Here is a 16,586-nt window from a genome sequence, read left to right as displayed (position 1 = left end):
TTAACTTGGTCTCGGTTTTGTTGCTTTTCTTTCATCAGAAAGTTCTTCTGACAAGAAGGGGGCAAGGTCATGGGTTGTAAGCGGGTTCCCGCAAGCAATCTTCAACAACAATCACAATCATCTCGGCCAAGGCAGAAAAGTCGGACTTTTTTGCCCCACTCCGCCAGAGGTTCACAAAGGGAGAAGACCATGTTTAAAAAGTTTCTGTGTCTAATGGCGGCACTCGTTATGGTTTCGGCTTGCGATACGACGGGTGTTGACGACGGTTCTGCTGATGCCAACGGCAACGGCGCTGGTGGCAAGATGGGCGTTGCACGTCCCGGCACGCAAGAAGATTTGGTTGTCAACGTTGGCGACCGCGTTTTCTTCGGCTTTGACAAGTCCGATCTGACCTCTGAGGCTAGCGCCACATTGGATCGTCAATCCGCTTGGATGAAGAAGTATCCTGCGGTTTCGATCACGATGGAAGGCCATGCCGACGAACGTGGCACACGCGAATACAACCTTGCTTTGGGTGAACGTCGCGCGACAGCCGCCAAGAACTACCTTGTTGCTTCTGGCATCGACGCCAGCCGCGTCAAGACGGTTAGCTATGGCAAGGAACGTCCTGCCGTTCTGGGCAGCAACGAAGCCGCTTGGGCTCAAAACCGCCGCGCTGTTTCTGTGATTGCGCAGTAAGGTTTAGCGCCCTTGGCTTTATAGCTAAGGCCTAACAAAAAGAGGCCGCATCCTTTCGGGGGTGCGGCCTTTTTTGTTGCCCGCTTCCATGCGCCCCTTGCCAAGGAAGATTCTTTCCCTTTATGCTGGCGGCCATGACTCCTCGCGCCCTTATCAATCTTGATGCCTTGCTCGAAAACTACCGCTTTTTGCAGCGCCGAGCCGCTCCCGCCTCTGTCGGCGCGGCAGTGAAGGCGAATGCCTATGGCCTTGGCATGATCCCCATCGCGCGTGCGCTACGCCAAGCGGGATGCCAGACGTTCTTCACCGCAAGCGTGGAAGAAGCCTTGACCTTGCGCGAAGCCATCCAAGACGCCACCATCATCGCCCTTCACGGCATCGATCCCGTCCATGAGGAAGAAGCCCTCGCCGCACAGATTACGCCCATGATCAATTCGCTTCCCGCGCTGAAGGCATGGACGGCCTTGGCGCGGAAAAAGGAAATGCGGCTTGAGGCGATGATCCATCTTGATACGGGCATGAACCGCCTTGGCCTCTCGCCGCAAGAGCAAGACCATTTGGCCGACCATCCGGAATTGCTAGAGAGCCTCGCCATCAAAGCTTGGGTCAGCCATTTCGCCTGTGCCGACGATGTGACCAGCCCCATGACGCCGCAGCAGTTGGAAAAGATGAAAGCCATCCTGCGGCGTTTACCACCCGCGCCCGTTAGCCTGTGTAATTCATCGGGAATTTTTTGGGGCACAGATTATCTGTTCGACCTTGTCCGTCCGGGTCTTGCGCTGTATGGCGGCAACCCGACCCCGCACCTTCCTAACCCCATGCGCCCTGTGCTGGAGCTTCGCGCCCCCATCGTGCAGGTTCGCCCCGTGGACGCGGTTATGACCGTGGGCTATGGCGCGTCCTATACTGTGCCGCGTCAAGGACGGATTGCCACGCTGGCGATGGGCTATGCCGACGGGTATCACCGCGCGCTGAGCAACAAAGGGAGCGTGATGATCGGGCAGCACCTTGCACCCATCGTCGGGCGCATCTCGATGGATTTGATTACGATTGATGTGACGGCTGTTCCCGAAGCGGCAACCCCTATCGGCGCCGAGGCAACCCTCATTGGCCCTCACCGCACCATCGATGCCATAGCCGCCGAAGCCCACACCATCGCCTATGAAATCATGACCAGCCTTGGCCCCCGCGTAGCGCGGGAATATCAATAGACCTCTTGCATAACCCATTCTCTGTCATCCCCGCGCAGGCGGGGATCCAGAGGACTGGGCGATAAACTTGGGTATTGAAACCTCTGGATGCCCGCCTTCGCGGGCATGACATGATTTTTAAAGGTTATGCAAGATGTCTAATGGGCGGGGGGGGCAGCTAGGCCGTTCTTGTTTGGTAGGCAGTGCGGTGCTATGCCCTTTTTTTTGCAGAGATTGTTGTCGCCCCCCGACCCTCTCGGTATAAAAGGAAAGATGGTTTAATAGAATCAATGCTATTGGGTAGAAGCAAGGCTTGCTAACTATATAGATACGAACCAAAATTCTGGGGTACGACTTAGCTTCCTGATCGATTTTAGTAATTACTTTCAAACTGTTCTGATAATATTAATGCATGAAATTTTATCATTATACAAATGCAGAGCGGTTAACCCAGATTTTTGGAAACAGAGATAATGCCAAGGCAGGTCTTGTGCCTAAGAAGCGCGTCATTTCACTTTCATTGGGGTATGCTATGGGTTTGCCAGAGGCAACCGAAGGGGCAGTTTTTGGTCTTTTAGACCCCATGGATCACAGCTGGTGTGAGAATACTTTTCATTATGACGAACCGCTACTTGAAACAGTCTTACGAGATATTGGGGAAACAATCTCACTGCTTGAGATAACCCTTTCTTCTAGCGATGATGTCCGCGTTGCCGATTATTCGCCAAATATAAGGGCAGAGTATCGGGGGAAAAATGAAACCGATGAAGCAACGCTGATGAAGACAAAAAGGGACTACTGGAATAGCTCAGTTCACTTATCCTCCTACATTAAACAAAAGCTTTCCCATCATATACCGGAGGTCTTGTGTTTTACCGAGATATCACCCGAACGCATTCGACTTGTAACGACAAAAAGTTGCGACGTTCTGTGCAATGAAATCCGAGCCGATGGTGGTTTTGCTCCACACGCCATACAACCGAAGAAAAATTCTCTAGGGTTGCGAATGTGTGCCCCTGGACGCCAAGCAGCATCTTCCACACTCAGTTTTTCAAAGCCTTTGTTTGGCTTACGATAGTTTGCATAATGGCAGTGAGGGTTTTACTTCGCCGCGCGGAGCGCGGCTCGTGGCAACTGCGCTGTTCTTTTTCTTTGTCCGATGCGCGTACACGTCCGCGCATCGTCAATGAACAGCTTGTTGTCGCCCCCTTCCTCGGGGGTTCAAAACACCCAAATCTAACCAATAAAAAACCGACCCAAAGGGTCGGTTTTTTATTGGTAGGCAGTGAGGGTTTCGCTTGCCGCTTTGCGGCGGCGCGGTGTCTTCGCCATGCTTTTATATTTTGTGCGCCCGCGTACGCGTTCGCGGGCGCTTTTTGAATGGCTCGTCATCGAACCCCCTTATGGGCTTCGGCAATCCTCACTGCCTACCAAAACAAAAGGGAAGCCAATTGGCTTCCCTTTTGTTTTGGTAGGCAGTGAGGGTTTCGAACCCCCGACCCTCTCGGTGTAAACGAGATGCTCTACCGCTGAGCTAACTGCCCCTACCCGCGTCCTTGTTAGCAAACTTTGAGAAGAAATACAGCTTTATTTCGTTCGTTTTGGACTTTGAATCCAAAAACTTGTCTTAAGCCTTATCCCCCTAACCAACCGCCAAAACGGCCACGGATCCCGCCTGCTTTCGCAAAGGGGATCCGTGGAACGCTTTTTCCTACCGTTTTAAACAGGCTTATTTCTTGACGCCGTTAACAGTGTCCTTCAACTGCTTGCCCGCGCGAAACTTGGGCAACTTGGACGCCTTGATCGCAATAGGCTCACCCGTGCGTGGGTTGCGGCCCTTGGAAGCGGCACGTTTGGCAACATAGAAATTACCAAACCCGACGAGGCGAACTTCGTCGCCCTTCTTCAAGGAACCCTCAATCGTGTCAAGTACAGCATCGATGATGGTGGCCACGGCGGTCTTGGACAGATCCAGCTTGGCCAGCGCCTTACTGTCAGCGACAGCGGCGATAAATTCGTTCTTGTTCACGGCGGTGTTCTCCCCTTCGTTAGAGTGCGGCCCTTGCACCAAGATTTTTAGCCTAAGCCTTCAAATCCTGCAGCGACGCCTTTTATAGGGAAGACTCTAGGCGCTGTTGGTTTTATGTGTCAATCCTTGGAAAGGTTAAAAAAGCAAGCTTTTCTGCCCTTTTTTATGGCCATGCGCCCCCTTCCCCTCACGCGCAATCGCCGTGCGATGAGAAAAAACACAGGAAAATCAAATTAATCCACGCCGTTCTTCACACAAAAAAGACGTTCGTGGACAAGCTTCAATGACGCAGGCCTTTGCCTTCCGCAGGTTTTTCTTTCGTGGTGGCAAGCGCTTTGTCGGCAAGGACGCTGTCGTCTTCCCACACCACGGGAACAAGAGGCCGCATAAGGGCAACCTTCAAAACCTCATCCACCGTCGCGATAAAGATGATCTTAAGCCCCTTCTTGACGTTGTCGGGGATCTCGGCCAGATCACGCTCGTTCTCCTTGGGGATGCAAACGGTGGTCAGGCCGCCGCGAAGCGCCGCCAGCAGTTTTTCCTTAAGCCCGCCGATGGGGAGCACGCGCCCGCGCAGCGTGATCTCGCCCGTCATCGCCACGTCCTTATGGATAGGAATACCCGTGAGGACCGAGACAATGGACGTCACCATCGCCACGCCCGCGCTGGGGCCGTCCTTAGGCGTCGCGCCTTCGGGAACGTGGACATGGATGTCGCGCTTTTCCAGAATGCTTTGTGCGATACCGAACTGCGCCGCGCGCGCCTTGACATAGCTTTCCGCCGCCTGCACGGATTCGCGCATCACGTCGCCCAACTTGCCCGTGATCGTGATCTTGCCCTTCCCCGGAAGCGCCACCGCTTCAATTGAGAGAAGCTCGCCGCCCACTTCCGTCCACGCAAGACCCGTGGTCACGCCGACCAAATCATCGGCCTCAACCTCGCCGAAACGGAACCTTTTGACGCCCAAATACTTTTCGATATTGCGGCGCGTGATGTGAATCGTCTTGGTCGTCTTGACAAGGATTTCTTTGATCGCCTTACGCGCCAAGGTCGCCATTTCACGCTCAAGGCTACGCACGCCTGCCTCACGGGTGTAGTAACGCACGATATCGCGAAGCGCGTCTTCAGAGATAGAGAACTCGGTCTTTTTCAAGCCATGTTCCTTCATCACCTTCGCCAGCAAATGGCGCTGCGCGATTTCGATTTTCTCGTCCTCGGTATAGCCCGACAGGCGGATGATCTCCATGCGATCAAGGAGCGGCTGAGGCATTTTCAGCGAGTTGGCGGTGCAAACAAAAAGCACGTCCGACAAATCGTAATCGACCTCTAGATAGTGATCGTTGAAAGTGTTGTTCTGTTCGGGATCCAACACCTCTAGCAAAGCCGAGGATGGATCGCCGCGCCAGTCAGAGCCAAGCTTGTCCACCTCATCCAAAAGGAAAAGCGGGTTCGAGGCCTTGGCCTTCTTCATACCCTGCACGATCTTGCCGGGCATCGAGCCGATATAGGTGCGGCGATGGCCTCGGATTTCGGACTCATCACGCACGCCGCCCAGCGACATGCGCACAAAAGTGCGTCCCGTCGCGCGCGCGATGGACTTGCCCAGCGAGGTTTTACCAACACCCGGAGGGCCAACGAGGCACAGGATGGGGCCTTTCAGCTTGCCTTGGCGCTGCTGCACCGCCAGATACTCAAGGATGCGCTCCTTGACCTTTTCAAGGCCAAAGTGATCAACGTCCAAAATCTTTTGCGCTTCTTTGATGTTGCGGCGCGTCTTGGTGCGCTTTTGCCAAGGAATGCCCAGCATCCAGTCAAGGTAGTTACGCACCACCGTGGCTTCCGCCGACATCGGCGACATCGAGCGCAGCTTTTTCAGCTCGCTCAAAGCCTTTTCGCTGGCCTCCTTGGTCATCTTGGTTTCTTTGATCTTGGCTTCCAGCTCAGAGCATTCGTCCTTGCCGTCTTCGCCCTCGCCCAGTTCCTTTTGAATGGCCTTCATCTGCTCATTCAAATAGTACTCGCGCTGCGTCTTCTCCATCTGCTTTTTGACGCGGGTGCGGATGCGCTTTTCAACCTGCAAAACGCCAATCTCACCTTCCATATGGCCAAAGATTTTTTCCAAGCGATCATTAACGGACGTGATCTCTAAGAGAGCCTGTTTCTCGGCAATTTTCAGCGCCAAATGCGAAGCGATGGTATCCGCAAGACGCGCGGGATCATCAATCTGCCCCAGCGTAACCATGACCTCTGGCGGGATTTTCTTGTTCAGCTTGATGTATTGCTCAAACTGCGAGACAACGCCGCGCGAGAGCGCGTCCAGCTCAGGCTTATCGCCCGTGTATTCCTCAATGGGTTCGGCAAAGGCCTGAAAGAAATCGGGGGTTTCCGTAAAGCGCACGACGCGCGCGCGCTGCCCGCCCTCCACCAGCACTTTGACCGTGCCATCAGGCAGCTTCAACAGCTGTAAAACCGTGCCAATTGTGCCTTGCAGATACAAATCGTTCTGCGTGGGATCGTCCTGCGAGGCGTCCTTTTGGGTCAGCAGCAGGATATGCTTGTCTTCTTGCATCACGTCTTCGAGCGCCCGCACGGATTTCTCACGGCCCACGAACAGCGGGACGATCATGTGGGGAAACACAACGATATCGCGGAGTGGCAGGACGGGGTAAAGGGCCCCTGCAGGAGAAGAAACAACCATGGACATCATCCTTTCAAAGGGCGCAAATCACCCCAAATCACTTTGTGATCATGCCTGAATCGCCCCTAAAAAAATAGGAAAAAGAAGGCAGAATAACCTGCCGTTGATTTGGTGTCTCGCGGCCTGACTTTCAAGGAGCGGCCAAGGCTCAAAAAGGAATAATTTTGAGCACACCTCATTAACCAAGCCCTTAAGGACCCTGTCGCAACAAGGCTCTCTTAAAGAAGCTTAAGCGCTGGCTTCGGCCGCCTTAGGCTCGGCGTGAACGACACCTAGAGGCAAACACTATTTTGCGTAAGAGGGCGCAGCGCGAAGAATGGCACCGGACGTAACCTCATATTTACTGAGAATACGATCGATGATTCCGGCTCCTTGCAGCTCTGTCAGGGCAGCATTTAAAAGGTCGCGCAGCTCCCATTCGCCTTTAGCTACGCTAAAGGCATTGCCGAAAACACGAACAGCCGCCGCTCCGGCAACCCGCCTCAGTGGCTTATCGGCATTGTGGCTGTTGTATTCATGCACAATAAACTCATCAGCAAAAATAACATCACCTTTGCCGGACGCCAACGCCATGAGAACTTGAGATCCATCTGAATCGCCGGGCAAGGCATATTGCTTGGCCTTAGGGAAAGAGCCATCCGCAACGGCCTTTTGCGTGCTGCCATCCACAAGGGCAATCGTGGCACTCTCATTATTTAGAGAATTAAGGGTGTTATCGAAACGCGTATCACCCTCACGCACATAAGCATAAAGCGAGGCATAATCTGGGGATGTTGTTAATTCAACCCGCTGGGCGCGCATGGCGCTAACCCAAACCGTGACACAAAACGCATCGTCTTTGCCACTGCTTAGCTGTTCAGGAAAGTTTCCAAATCCAACTTCATCTTTCCATTCAATTTTAAGATTGGCCGCTTTGCCAATGGCTTCCATAATATCATGATCAAAGCCGCTAATCTGCTTTGTGTTCGGGTCGATCATAAGATAGGGGGGCCACACCGAATAAGCGCAACGCAGTGTGCGCGTACGCATGACGCGCTCAAAGGCTGTTTCTTTTTTGGCTGTTATTGTCCCTACCGTTTTGGGCTGCCCAAGGGAAACAACCAGCGCAAGAGCCGCCAAGACCACAGCCAATAATGAAAGTTTGTTTTTCATGTGGCTTGTACCTTTGTTTTCTTTGATTAAGCGCTGGCTTCGGCTGCCTTAGGCTCGGCGTGAACGACGATGGGCTTGGCTTTACCCTCAACGACATCGCGGTTGACCACAACCTTTTCGATGCCTTCCGATCCGGGAAGATCGAACATGGATTCCAGCAAAACGCCTTCCATGATCGAGCGGAGGCCGCGCGCGCCCGTCTTACGGATGATGGCCTTCTGCGCGATAGCGCTTAGGCCGTCTTCCGTCACATCCAAAGAGATATTCTCCATCTCAAACAACCGCTGGAACTGTTTGACGATAGCGTTCTTCGGCGTCGTCAAGATATCGACCAAGGCCGATTCATCCAAATCCGACAGCGTCGCCAAAACGGGCAAACGCCCGATAAACTCTGGGATCAGGCCGAATTTAAGCAGATCGTCCGGCTCAACCTCACGCAAAATGTCGCCCTGACGCCGTTCATCCGGCCCGCGCACATCCGCGCCAAACCCGATGGAGGAGCCGCGCCCACGCGCCGAGATAATCTTGTCCAGCCCCGCAAAAGCGCCGCCGCAGATAAACAAGATGTTGGTCGTATCAACCTGCAAGAACTCTTGCTGCGGATGCTTGCGCCCACCCTGCGGCGGAACGGCAGCTACTGTGCCTTCCATGATTTTCAGCAAGGCCTGCTGCACGCCTTCGCCCGACACATCGCGGGTGATCGAAGGGTTATCGGACTTGCGGCTAATCTTATCGATCTCATCGATATAGACAATGCCGCGCTGTGCGCGTTCGACATTGTAGTCGGAAGCTTGCAGCAATTTCAGAATGATGTTCTCAACGTCCTCACCGACATAACCGGCTTCGGTCAGCGTCGTGGCGTCCGCCATCGTAAAGGGCACATCGATAATCCGCGCCAGCGTTTGCGCAAGCAACGTCTTGCCGCAGCCCGTGGGCCCAAGAAGCAGGATGTTGGACTTGGCCAGCTCAACCTCGCCGCTGCGCGCCCCCGCCGCAAGGCGCTTATAATGGTTGTGAACGGCAACCGAGAGCACGCGCTTGGCGTGGTCTTGCCCGATCACATAATCATCCAAAACGGCCTTGATATCCTTGGGAACAGGCACGCCATCGCGCGACTTCACCAACGTCGTTTTGCTTTCTTCGCGAATGATGTCCGTGCAAAGCTCAACGCATTCGTCGCAAATGAACACCGTCGGCCCCGCAATCAACTTGCGAACCTCGTGTTGGCTTTTGCCACAGAATGAACAGTACAAAGTACTTTTCGTGTCGCTGCTCTTTGTCGTCATAACGACTTACTCCCTCAAACGGTAACTCAAGCCACCCTAACGGTCGTTGGTTACCTGATTATTAAGAACCCCTCAGGCTGCCTTTTTTTCACCTTCTGGCGCTTCAGGGCGCTTGTTCACGACTTCATCGATCAACCCAAAGGCCTTGGCTTCATCCGCCGACATAAAGTTATCACGCTCCACAGCCGCCGAAATGGCGTCAAGCGTCTGCCCCGTGTGCTTAACATAAATCTCGTTCAGGCGAACACGCAGCTTAAGGATCTCACGCGCCTGAATCTCAATATCCGTCGCTTGGCCCTGTGCGCCGCCTGACGGTTGATGGATCATGATGCGGCTGTTGGGCAGCGAGAAACGCTTGCCCTTTTCGCCCGCGCAAAGCAAAAGCGAGCCCATGGAGCATGCCTGCCCCATACACACCGTCGAGACAGGGCATTTGACATATTGCATCGTGTCATACATGGCCAAGCCCGATGACACCACGCCGCCCGGCGAATTGATATAGATTGAGATTTCCTTGTTCGGGTTCTCGGACTCCAAAAACAGCAATTGGGCGCACACAAGGCTAGAGATATGGTCATCCACCTGCCCCATCAGAAAAATGATGCGCTCCTTCAGCAAGCGGGAATAAATATCGAATGAACGCTCCCCGCGCGAGGTTTGCTCAATGACCATGGGAACCAGATTGGCGAGAACTTCCGTGGGGTGTTTGTCGGCGAAGGTCATAGGTAAAAAGCCCCCTTACAAGGAACAGGATGATGAGGAACGGTTGACAACCAGAGGATAGCGAAAGGACAGAGCCCTGCCGCCAAAATGATTATGAATCATACGAACGCGATCCACAAGAGCCAGCATAGCAGCCCGCACGCAGGCAGGGCAAGAGGCTCTGTCAGTCCTTTTTCTTACCTATGCCACACTTCAAGAGTTGGAAGAATAGGACAAGAAAATCAAAAGAAAACGGGATTCCCGCTTTCGCGGGAATGACAGGATGTGTGTTTAGTTTTAACCCTCTATCGTCATCCCCGCGACCTGTCGCGCCGAAGCTGCGAAGCAGCGTAGGGGGAAAGCGGGGATCCCGTTTGTTTTTTTGCCGTTAGCCAACGCTTGAACTGTTTTCAGTATGTTTAGTCGTCCGACTTCTTGGCCATACGCTTACGCATATTGGGGTCAAGGTAGCGCTTGCGCAGACGAATGGTCTTGGGCGTAACCTCCACCAACTCATCATCGTTGATATAGGCAATAGCCTTTTCAAGGGTGAGTTGCAGGGGCGGGGTCAGGCGGATGGCTTCATCCTTGCCAGAAGCGCGCATATTGGTCAGCTGTTTGCCGGTCAGCACGTTCACGTCCAGATCATTGTCCTTGCTGTTCTCGCCGATGATCATGCCCTCATAGACCTTGACGCCCGGTACGATGATCATGGGGCCGCGATCTTGCAGCTTCCACATCGCATAGGCCACGGCATCGCCCTTGGCGTTCGAGATCATCACGCCCGTGCGGCGCGACTGAATGGGCCCCTTATAGGGCATATAGCTGTGGAACAGACGGTTCATCATGCCCGTCCCGCGTGTGTCCGACAAAAACTCGCCGTGATAGCCAATAAGGCCGCGTGCCGGAGCGAGGAAGGTAAGGCGAACCTTGCCGCCACCCGAAGGGCGCATGTCTGTCAGCTCAGCCTTGCGTTCGGACATTTTGCTCACGACGTTGCCCGAGAATTGATCGTCAACATCAATTTGCACTTCCTCAATCGGCTCCATCTTTTGGCCATCGATTTCCTGATACAAAACGCGCGGGCGACTGATTGTCAGCTCAAAGCCCTCGCGGCGCATCGTCTCGATAAGAATGCCCAGCTGCAACTCGCCACGGCCTGCAACCTCAAAGCTGTCCTTTTGATCCGTTTCGTTCACGCGAATGGCGACGTTGCCCTCGATCTCACGCATCAAACGGTCACGGATCATGCGGCTTGTCACCTTATCGCCTTCGGTTCCAGCCAGCGGCGAGTCATTCACCGAAAAGGTCATCGCAATCGTCGGCGGATCGATGGGCCGTGCATGCAGCGCCTCGGTCACCACAGCATCGGCCAACGTGTCGGCCACGGTCGCCTTACTCAAACCAGCAATAGAAACAATATCCCCCGCCTCGGCCTCTTCAAGCGCGACGCGCTCCAGCCCACGGAAAGCCAAAATCTTGGTAATGCGGCCCGTTTCAACGAGCGTGCCATCGTGCCGCATCGCTTTGATCGCCATGTTGGGTTTAATGCGACCCGACTGAATGCGACCCGTCAGCAAACGGCCCAGATAGGGATTGGCCTCAAGCAGCGTGGCCAACATCGTAAACGGCGCATCAGGATCAACAACCGGAGCCGGCACATGCTTGAGAATCAGATCAAAAAGCGGCGTGAGATCCTTATCTTCCTTCGTGGCATCTTCTAACTTTTCAACAGCCCAACCCTGACGACCCGAAGCGAACAGCGTCGGAAAATCCAATTGCTCATCCGTCGCGTCAAGAACGGCGAACAAGTCGAAAACCTCATCATGCACTTCATTAACGCGTGCGTCAGGACGATCAACCTTATTGATGATCACCATCGGCTTCAGGCCAATCGCCAAAGCCTTCGACACCACGAACTTCGTTTGCGGCAAGGGGCCTTCGGCCGCGTCCACCAAAAGAACAACGCCATCGACCATCGACAGAATGCGCTCCACCTCGCCGCCAAAATCGGCGTGTCCGGGGGTGTCAACGATGTTGATACGCATATCGCCGTGCATGATCGACGTGCATTTCGCCAAAATGGTGATGCCGCGCTCACGCTCTAGGTCGTTGCTGTCCATCGCGCACTCGGCAACCTGTTGGTTGTCGCGAAAGACGCCGGATTGACGCAAAAGAGCGTCCACAAGCGTCGTTTTCCCATGGTCAACGTGCGCAATAATGGCGATGTTACGAAGTTTCATTGTCTTTCTCTTTCATCTTTCTTATTATAAAAAGTTCTTCAAGCCTGCCCAAAACGCCCAGAAAGCGATCAGCCCCAACGCCGCCGCCGTCACACGATTCAGCACCATCACACGCTGCTCAGTAAAGCGGTTGCGCAACAAAGCCACCCCGCCACTCAACATCAACCACCACAGCGACGATCCCGCAAAAATCCCCGCAATCATTACCCCCGCCTCTAGGCGGTGTTTCAATCCACCAAACGTCGCCACCACCGCCATCACACCAAACACCGTCGCCGGATTTGTTAGGGTGATGATAAAACTTGTCGCCATCGCCTTAAGCGCACCGCCCAATTTGAGATGAACGCGTTGCAGGTACTTTTTCTCAACCTCTTTCGTATCGGCAGCGCGTGGCTTGTCGTGCCAAGTATGCCACGCCACAAAAACAAGAAACGCCCCACCAATCACATGGATCGGGTCGTTATAGGTCTGTAGGATGTCCGTAATCGCTGTGACACCAAACGCCGCCAACGCGCTGAAAAACGCGTCGGCAAAAGCGGCCCCAAAGCCAGAGGCAAAACCCACCAAAAGACCTTTTTGAATCGTGCGCCGGATACACAAAAGACCAACCGGCCCTACAGGAGCCGCCACCATCACGCCAAGACCAAGGCCGCGCAAAAAAACGTCGATATCACCCAACAAGACGACTATCCCCTGAAACCCCTAGCGGGCAGCTTATGGCAGACAGGCGACAGGATGGCAAGGAAAAGCATCGGGTTATAACGGGGCGGGCGTGCTCAACGACGGCTTCACGGTAAGACTAGCGCGGCAAGTGCCTTCTTTAATCCCTTTATCAATGAGTTGGCGCAAGGGCTCATCTCTCTTAACAACTTGGCCATCATAGGTGACTTTCTGCCCCTTCTCTAAACAGCTCCATTGCCCCTGCCCTGTTTCCTTCACATAACCGTTAATTTGCATCTGGGCGGCCTTAAATTCCGCCTCAACAGGCTTTAACTCAACATAGGCATTGTAAAACTGATGGCTCGTCGCTAAAGCCGCAATGGCCAAAATGGTAGCGCCCGTTAAAGCATAGTCTGTCTTCGTCATCTCTTTCGTGCCCATGGCTCTCCCTGCAAAAAACTGAAGGCCAGCCGTCAGAACATCGATGACCTTAATAAAAGGCACGGTTAACGAATAATCGACTGTCATGTTTTCTTTCTTGTCCATTGTCTTCTCCATAAAAACCTGAAAAATCACAGCGGAGACATAGCAAGACGCAATTACTTTCAGAACGATATTTTATAGTTAATGGGTTGTCAGAGATTCTTAAAACTTCACGCTCTTGGTCTCATAACGGCGACCAAGGAACGCGGGGAGCTTGCTGCCCGACTGACTGCCCGGAAACTGCGCCATTTGATAGGAAGGATCCGTCTTAGTGCGATAGCTCCACAGCGCGTCGGGGTTTTGGTGATAGAAAATATCTGCCACCGCCTCGGTACGCACCCAATCAAGCACCTGCTTACGATGCATAATCTTCCAGACACCTGCCGCGCCCGAAGGACGGCGCTCAAAGCGATCCAGATAACGACTGCCCATAAACACATCCTCACGCCCCGTTGGCTTATCCATACGGAAATGGGCGGTAGCATAAGACTCGACCAAAGCCACGTCGCCCTCCAGCATCGGGAGAATGTTGCCGATCAAATGATGGGAGGAGCGAACCTGCCCCATCACGCCAACAACCCAATGGATGTAATCGTTGGATGTGCCTTGAAACATCCCTGGGCCCAAATCAATAGTCGCGTCATGGTGGAAAACCGAGCGCAATTGCGTTTCGTCAATGCGATCAAGCCCCCTTGCAAAACGGTAGATCACCTCACCAATTTCGTTTTTATCAACAACGGCCTGCATCGTGGCGGGCAACCGCGCTGTTGCCGGACTGGCCACAGGCCGCATCACGGGGGAAGAAGATCCCTTGGCAGAAGAGGGGGCAACCACACTTTTCTTTTGGGCAGGCACAGCGCTCTTTTTCGATCCCGCACCTGTTTTTGCAGGCGGCCTAGGAGCGGCTTTAGCCGTGGCCGTTTTTTGCGGTTTTGCCGTGTTCTTTTTTACCGTCGCCATAACATGCCTCGAATCGTGAGCTTGCCAAAAGTCTTTCCGACTCTAGGTTTAGCACGGGTCGTTGCGATTTCGTACATTTTTTTCAAGCCGTTAGAGCGCGCTCAATATAAAACACAAAAACCGTCCCTTTTTAAAGAAAAGAAGCCTTGTCTTAACACAATACAACAATAGATGTATGGCCTTTGTATAGAGAAACCTGCTATAACATTGTTTATTATAGATTGTTATTCTTAACGGAATTACATTCTGTTTTTATTTATTTTAATGTTTCGATTTTGCTGCTTCATTAAAATATCTATTATTATATGGACCCCTTTCTACATCAAAAAGAAACGAAGAAATTTTGCTTTCTTCGCGCTCCATTCATCCTATTTTTAATTAATTCTTAGGCCTGCTCCCTCACAATGAGCCGCCATGACTTCTTTAGAACAATATAAAGAGCGCGTTGAGGGAACGAACATCGATCCCCGCTCACTTTTGTCCACGGACTACTTCAACCACTTCAACGAAGTGGTTATGATGCTTGGCATGGCTGGCGATATGCCCGAACTTCTGGACGACATCGACAAGTGGGATTTTAAAACCTACCGTGAGCACTTCATGGAAAGTGGCCTTGGTTTTGCGCCCTTGGCAATTGAGTGTTATGAGGTTTCGCCCCCAGAGCTGCGCGAACGCTTTGAAAAGATCGCAACGCAAATGAGCATGCTCATCGTTGAAACGCGCCTAAGGCTCCGTCAAACAATGGAGGCCGATGAAATGGATAAATTTAAAGACATGGCCAACCTGCACTCTATGGAGTTGCAGGGCATGATTGATGACGGCGCTGCCATCGTTCACGGCTATACCGTCGCCCTTGATCAAAGCAAAATCGACGACATGTTCGCCTAATGATAAAAGTGTCGGATTCCCGTCATCACCATGGCGATGCCAGCCTCATCCGCCGCCGCAATCACATCCTCATCACGAATAGAGCCGCCCGGCTGGATCACGCAGCTTGCGCCCGCTTCGATCGCCGATAAAAGGCCATCCGCGAATGGGAAGAAAGCGTCCGATGCCGCCGCACAGCCCTTGGTCAAAGGCTGCATAAGGCCCAAGGCCGTCGCGGCATCCTGCGCCTTACGCGCCGCGATACGAGCGCTGTCCACGCGGCTCATCTGCCCCGCGCCGATACCCACCGTTGCCATATCCTTGGCATAAACGATGGTGTTCGACTTCACATGCTTGGCCACCGTAAAGGCAAAGATCATATCGCGCATTTCGGCTTCAGTCGGCTGGCGCTTGGTCACGCATTTCAAAGCGGCCTTATCGAGGATCAGGTTATCACGCGATTGCACAAGCAGCCCCCCCGTCACGGACTTCATCACACGCCCCTTAGCCAAAGGATCGGGCATAGTGCGGGTCAGCAAAACGCGCACGTTTTTCTTTGTCGCCAGAATCTCTTTCGCCTCGTCGTCCATATCGGGCGCGATCACGACTTCCGAAAAAATCTTGACAATTTCGGCCGCCGTCTTGCCATCCAAAGGACGGTTGCACGCGATAATGCCGCCAAAGGCACTGGTGCTGTCGCAGGCAAGAGCGCGTTTATAAGCCTCACACAAATCATCGGCCACCGCGACGCCGCAAGGGTTGGCGTGCTTGATGATCGCAATTGCGGGCAAGTCCGTAAACGCGCTGACAAGCTCAAACGCCGCATCGGTGTCGTTGATGTTGTTATAGCTCAACTCCTTGCCCTGCGCCTGAATCGCGGTAGCAATCGAAGGGCGTGACAGATCCGTCGTATAAAAGGCTGCCGTTTGGTGAGGATTCTCGCCATAGCGCAAAGATTGGCGCAAGGAAGCGGACACCGTCAACGTGTCGGGATACTCTTGCCCAAGCTGCTGCGCAAACCAACCGCTGACAGCCACATCATAGCTGGCCGTATGGGCATAGGCCGCCGCCGCACAGTTTTTGCGGAAGGGCAGCGTCGTGCCGCCACGATTATCCCGCAGCTCGGCCCGTAGAACGTCATATTGCGCGGGATCGGTGACAATCGTCACAAACGCGTGGTTCTTCGCGGCCGAGCGCACCATCGCGGGCCCGCCAATATCGATATTCTCGATGCACGTTTCAAAGTCCGCACCCTTTGCTACCGTCTCACGGAACGGATACAGATTGACAACCACCAGATCAATGGGCGGAATGCCGTGCTTCTTGGCCTCGGACAGATGCTTGTCATTATCACGCACCTGCAGAAGGCCGCCGTGAATCTTGGGATGCAATGTCTTGACGCGCCCATCCATCATTTCAGGAAAGCCCGTGTAATCGCCGACCTCGACCACGGGCACGCCCGCCTGCCGCAAGGCCTCGGCACTGCCGCCCGTGGAGAGAATTTCGACCCCCAACGCCGCCAAATCTTTGCCCAAAGAGGCAAGACCCGTCTTATCGGAAACAGAGATCAACGCACGGGTAATTTTGATGGATTCAGGCATGGGGGATTCCTTAGAAGAAAAACGGATCGTTTGACGT

14 protein-coding genes and 1 tRNA gene are annotated in these 16,586 nt (G+C 53.5%); 4 read left to right on the top strand and 11 right to left on the bottom strand.

Annotation, left to right across the window (positions count from 1 at the left end):
* Positions 1 to 189: 189 nt before the first annotated feature.
* The 3 genes from pal to WC612_04710 all read left to right on the top strand — a co-directional run bounded on the left by pal (position 190) and on the right by WC612_04710 (position 2,946).
* Positions 190 to 678, top strand: coding sequence for a peptidoglycan-associated lipoprotein Pal (gene pal / locus WC612_04720; GenBank protein MFA6280073.1), 489 nt, complete (start codon positions 190 to 192; stop codon positions 676 to 678).
* A 134-nt stretch (positions 679 to 812) separates the two neighbouring features.
* Positions 813 to 1,889 carry an alanine racemase gene (gene alr / locus WC612_04715; GenBank protein ID MFA6280072.1) on the top strand — a complete coding sequence of 359 codons (1,077 nt, stop codon included), beginning with the start codon at positions 813 to 815 and terminating at the stop codon, positions 1,887 to 1,889.
* Positions 1,890 to 2,280: 391 nt separating this feature from the next.
* The gene (locus WC612_04710) at positions 2,281 to 2,946 is read left to right on the top strand and encodes a hypothetical protein (GenBank protein ID MFA6280071.1); all 666 of its coding nucleotides are present in this window, start codon (positions 2,281 to 2,283) and stop codon (positions 2,944 to 2,946) included.
* A gap of 391 nt (positions 2,947 to 3,337) precedes the next feature.
* Here WC612_04710 and WC612_04705 read toward each other — a convergent pair.
* The 10 genes from WC612_04705 to WC612_04660 all read right to left on the bottom strand — a co-directional run bounded on the left by WC612_04705 (position 3,338) and on the right by WC612_04660 (position 14,081).
* Positions 3,338 to 3,412, bottom strand: a tRNA-Val gene (locus WC612_04705).
* A gap of 185 nt (positions 3,413 to 3,597) precedes the next feature.
* Positions 3,598 to 3,897: an HU family DNA-binding protein gene (locus tag WC612_04700; GenBank protein MFA6280070.1), complete on the bottom strand. Its 300-nt coding sequence runs from the start codon at positions 3,895 to 3,897 to the stop codon at positions 3,598 to 3,600.
* Positions 3,898 to 4,177: 280 nt separating this feature from the next.
* On the bottom strand, positions 4,178 to 6,595 hold the full coding sequence (lon, locus tag WC612_04695; protein ID MFA6280069.1) for an endopeptidase La: 2,418 nt from the start codon (positions 6,593 to 6,595) through the stop codon (positions 4,178 to 4,180).
* Between the two features lie 285 nt (positions 6,596 to 6,880).
* Complete coding sequence (locus WC612_04690) at positions 6,881 to 7,747, bottom strand: transporter substrate-binding domain-containing protein (protein MFA6280068.1); 867 nt, start codon at positions 7,745 to 7,747, stop codon at positions 6,881 to 6,883.
* 26 nt (positions 7,748 to 7,773) lie between these two features.
* The gene (gene clpX, locus WC612_04685; protein MFA6280067.1) at positions 7,774 to 9,033 is read right to left on the bottom strand and encodes an ATP-dependent Clp protease ATP-binding subunit ClpX; all 1,260 of its coding nucleotides are present in this window, start codon (positions 9,031 to 9,033) and stop codon (positions 7,774 to 7,776) included.
* Between the two features lie 72 nt (positions 9,034 to 9,105).
* Positions 9,106 to 9,756, bottom strand: coding sequence for an ATP-dependent Clp endopeptidase proteolytic subunit ClpP (clpP, locus tag WC612_04680; protein MFA6280066.1), 651 nt, complete (start codon positions 9,754 to 9,756; stop codon positions 9,106 to 9,108).
* Between the two features lie 398 nt (positions 9,757 to 10,154).
* Positions 10,155 to 11,978 (bottom strand): translational GTPase TypA, encoded by a 1,824-nt coding sequence (gene typA, locus WC612_04675; protein ID MFA6280065.1) that lies wholly within the window; start codon positions 11,976 to 11,978, stop codon positions 10,155 to 10,157.
* Between the two features lie 24 nt (positions 11,979 to 12,002).
* Positions 12,003 to 12,656: a LysE family transporter gene (locus tag WC612_04670; GenBank protein ID MFA6280064.1), complete on the bottom strand. Its 654-nt coding sequence runs from the start codon at positions 12,654 to 12,656 to the stop codon at positions 12,003 to 12,005.
* Between the two features lie 78 nt (positions 12,657 to 12,734).
* Entirely contained in the window at positions 12,735 to 13,184 is a 450-nt protein-coding gene (locus WC612_04665) for a hypothetical protein (protein ID MFA6280063.1), read from the bottom strand.
* A gap of 99 nt (positions 13,185 to 13,283) precedes the next feature.
* Positions 13,284 to 14,081: a nuclear transport factor 2 family protein gene (locus WC612_04660; GenBank protein ID MFA6280062.1), complete on the bottom strand. Its 798-nt coding sequence runs from the start codon at positions 14,079 to 14,081 to the stop codon at positions 13,284 to 13,286.
* Positions 14,082 to 14,495: 414 nt separating this feature from the next.
* On the opposite strand from WC612_04660, the gene WC612_04655 reads away from it, so the two are divergent.
* The gene (locus WC612_04655) at positions 14,496 to 14,969 is read left to right on the top strand and encodes a hypothetical protein (GenBank protein MFA6280061.1); all 474 of its coding nucleotides are present in this window, start codon (positions 14,496 to 14,498) and stop codon (positions 14,967 to 14,969) included.
* Here the strand turns inward: WC612_04655 and purH are convergent.
* The gene (purH, locus tag WC612_04650) at positions 14,966 to 16,549 is read right to left on the bottom strand and encodes a bifunctional phosphoribosylaminoimidazolecarboxamide formyltransferase/IMP cyclohydrolase (protein ID MFA6280060.1); all 1,584 of its coding nucleotides are present in this window, start codon (positions 16,547 to 16,549) and stop codon (positions 14,966 to 14,968) included. The two genes, WC612_04655 and purH, sit on opposite strands and share 4 nt — an antisense overlap.
* Positions 16,550 to 16,586: the final 37 nt, after the last annotated feature.

Source organism: Bdellovibrionales bacterium (assembly GCA_041662785.1).
GTDB lineage: Bacteria > Pseudomonadota > Alphaproteobacteria > UBA9219 > UBA9219 > UBA8914.
This window is presented reverse-complemented; position numbering and strand designations above follow the sequence as displayed.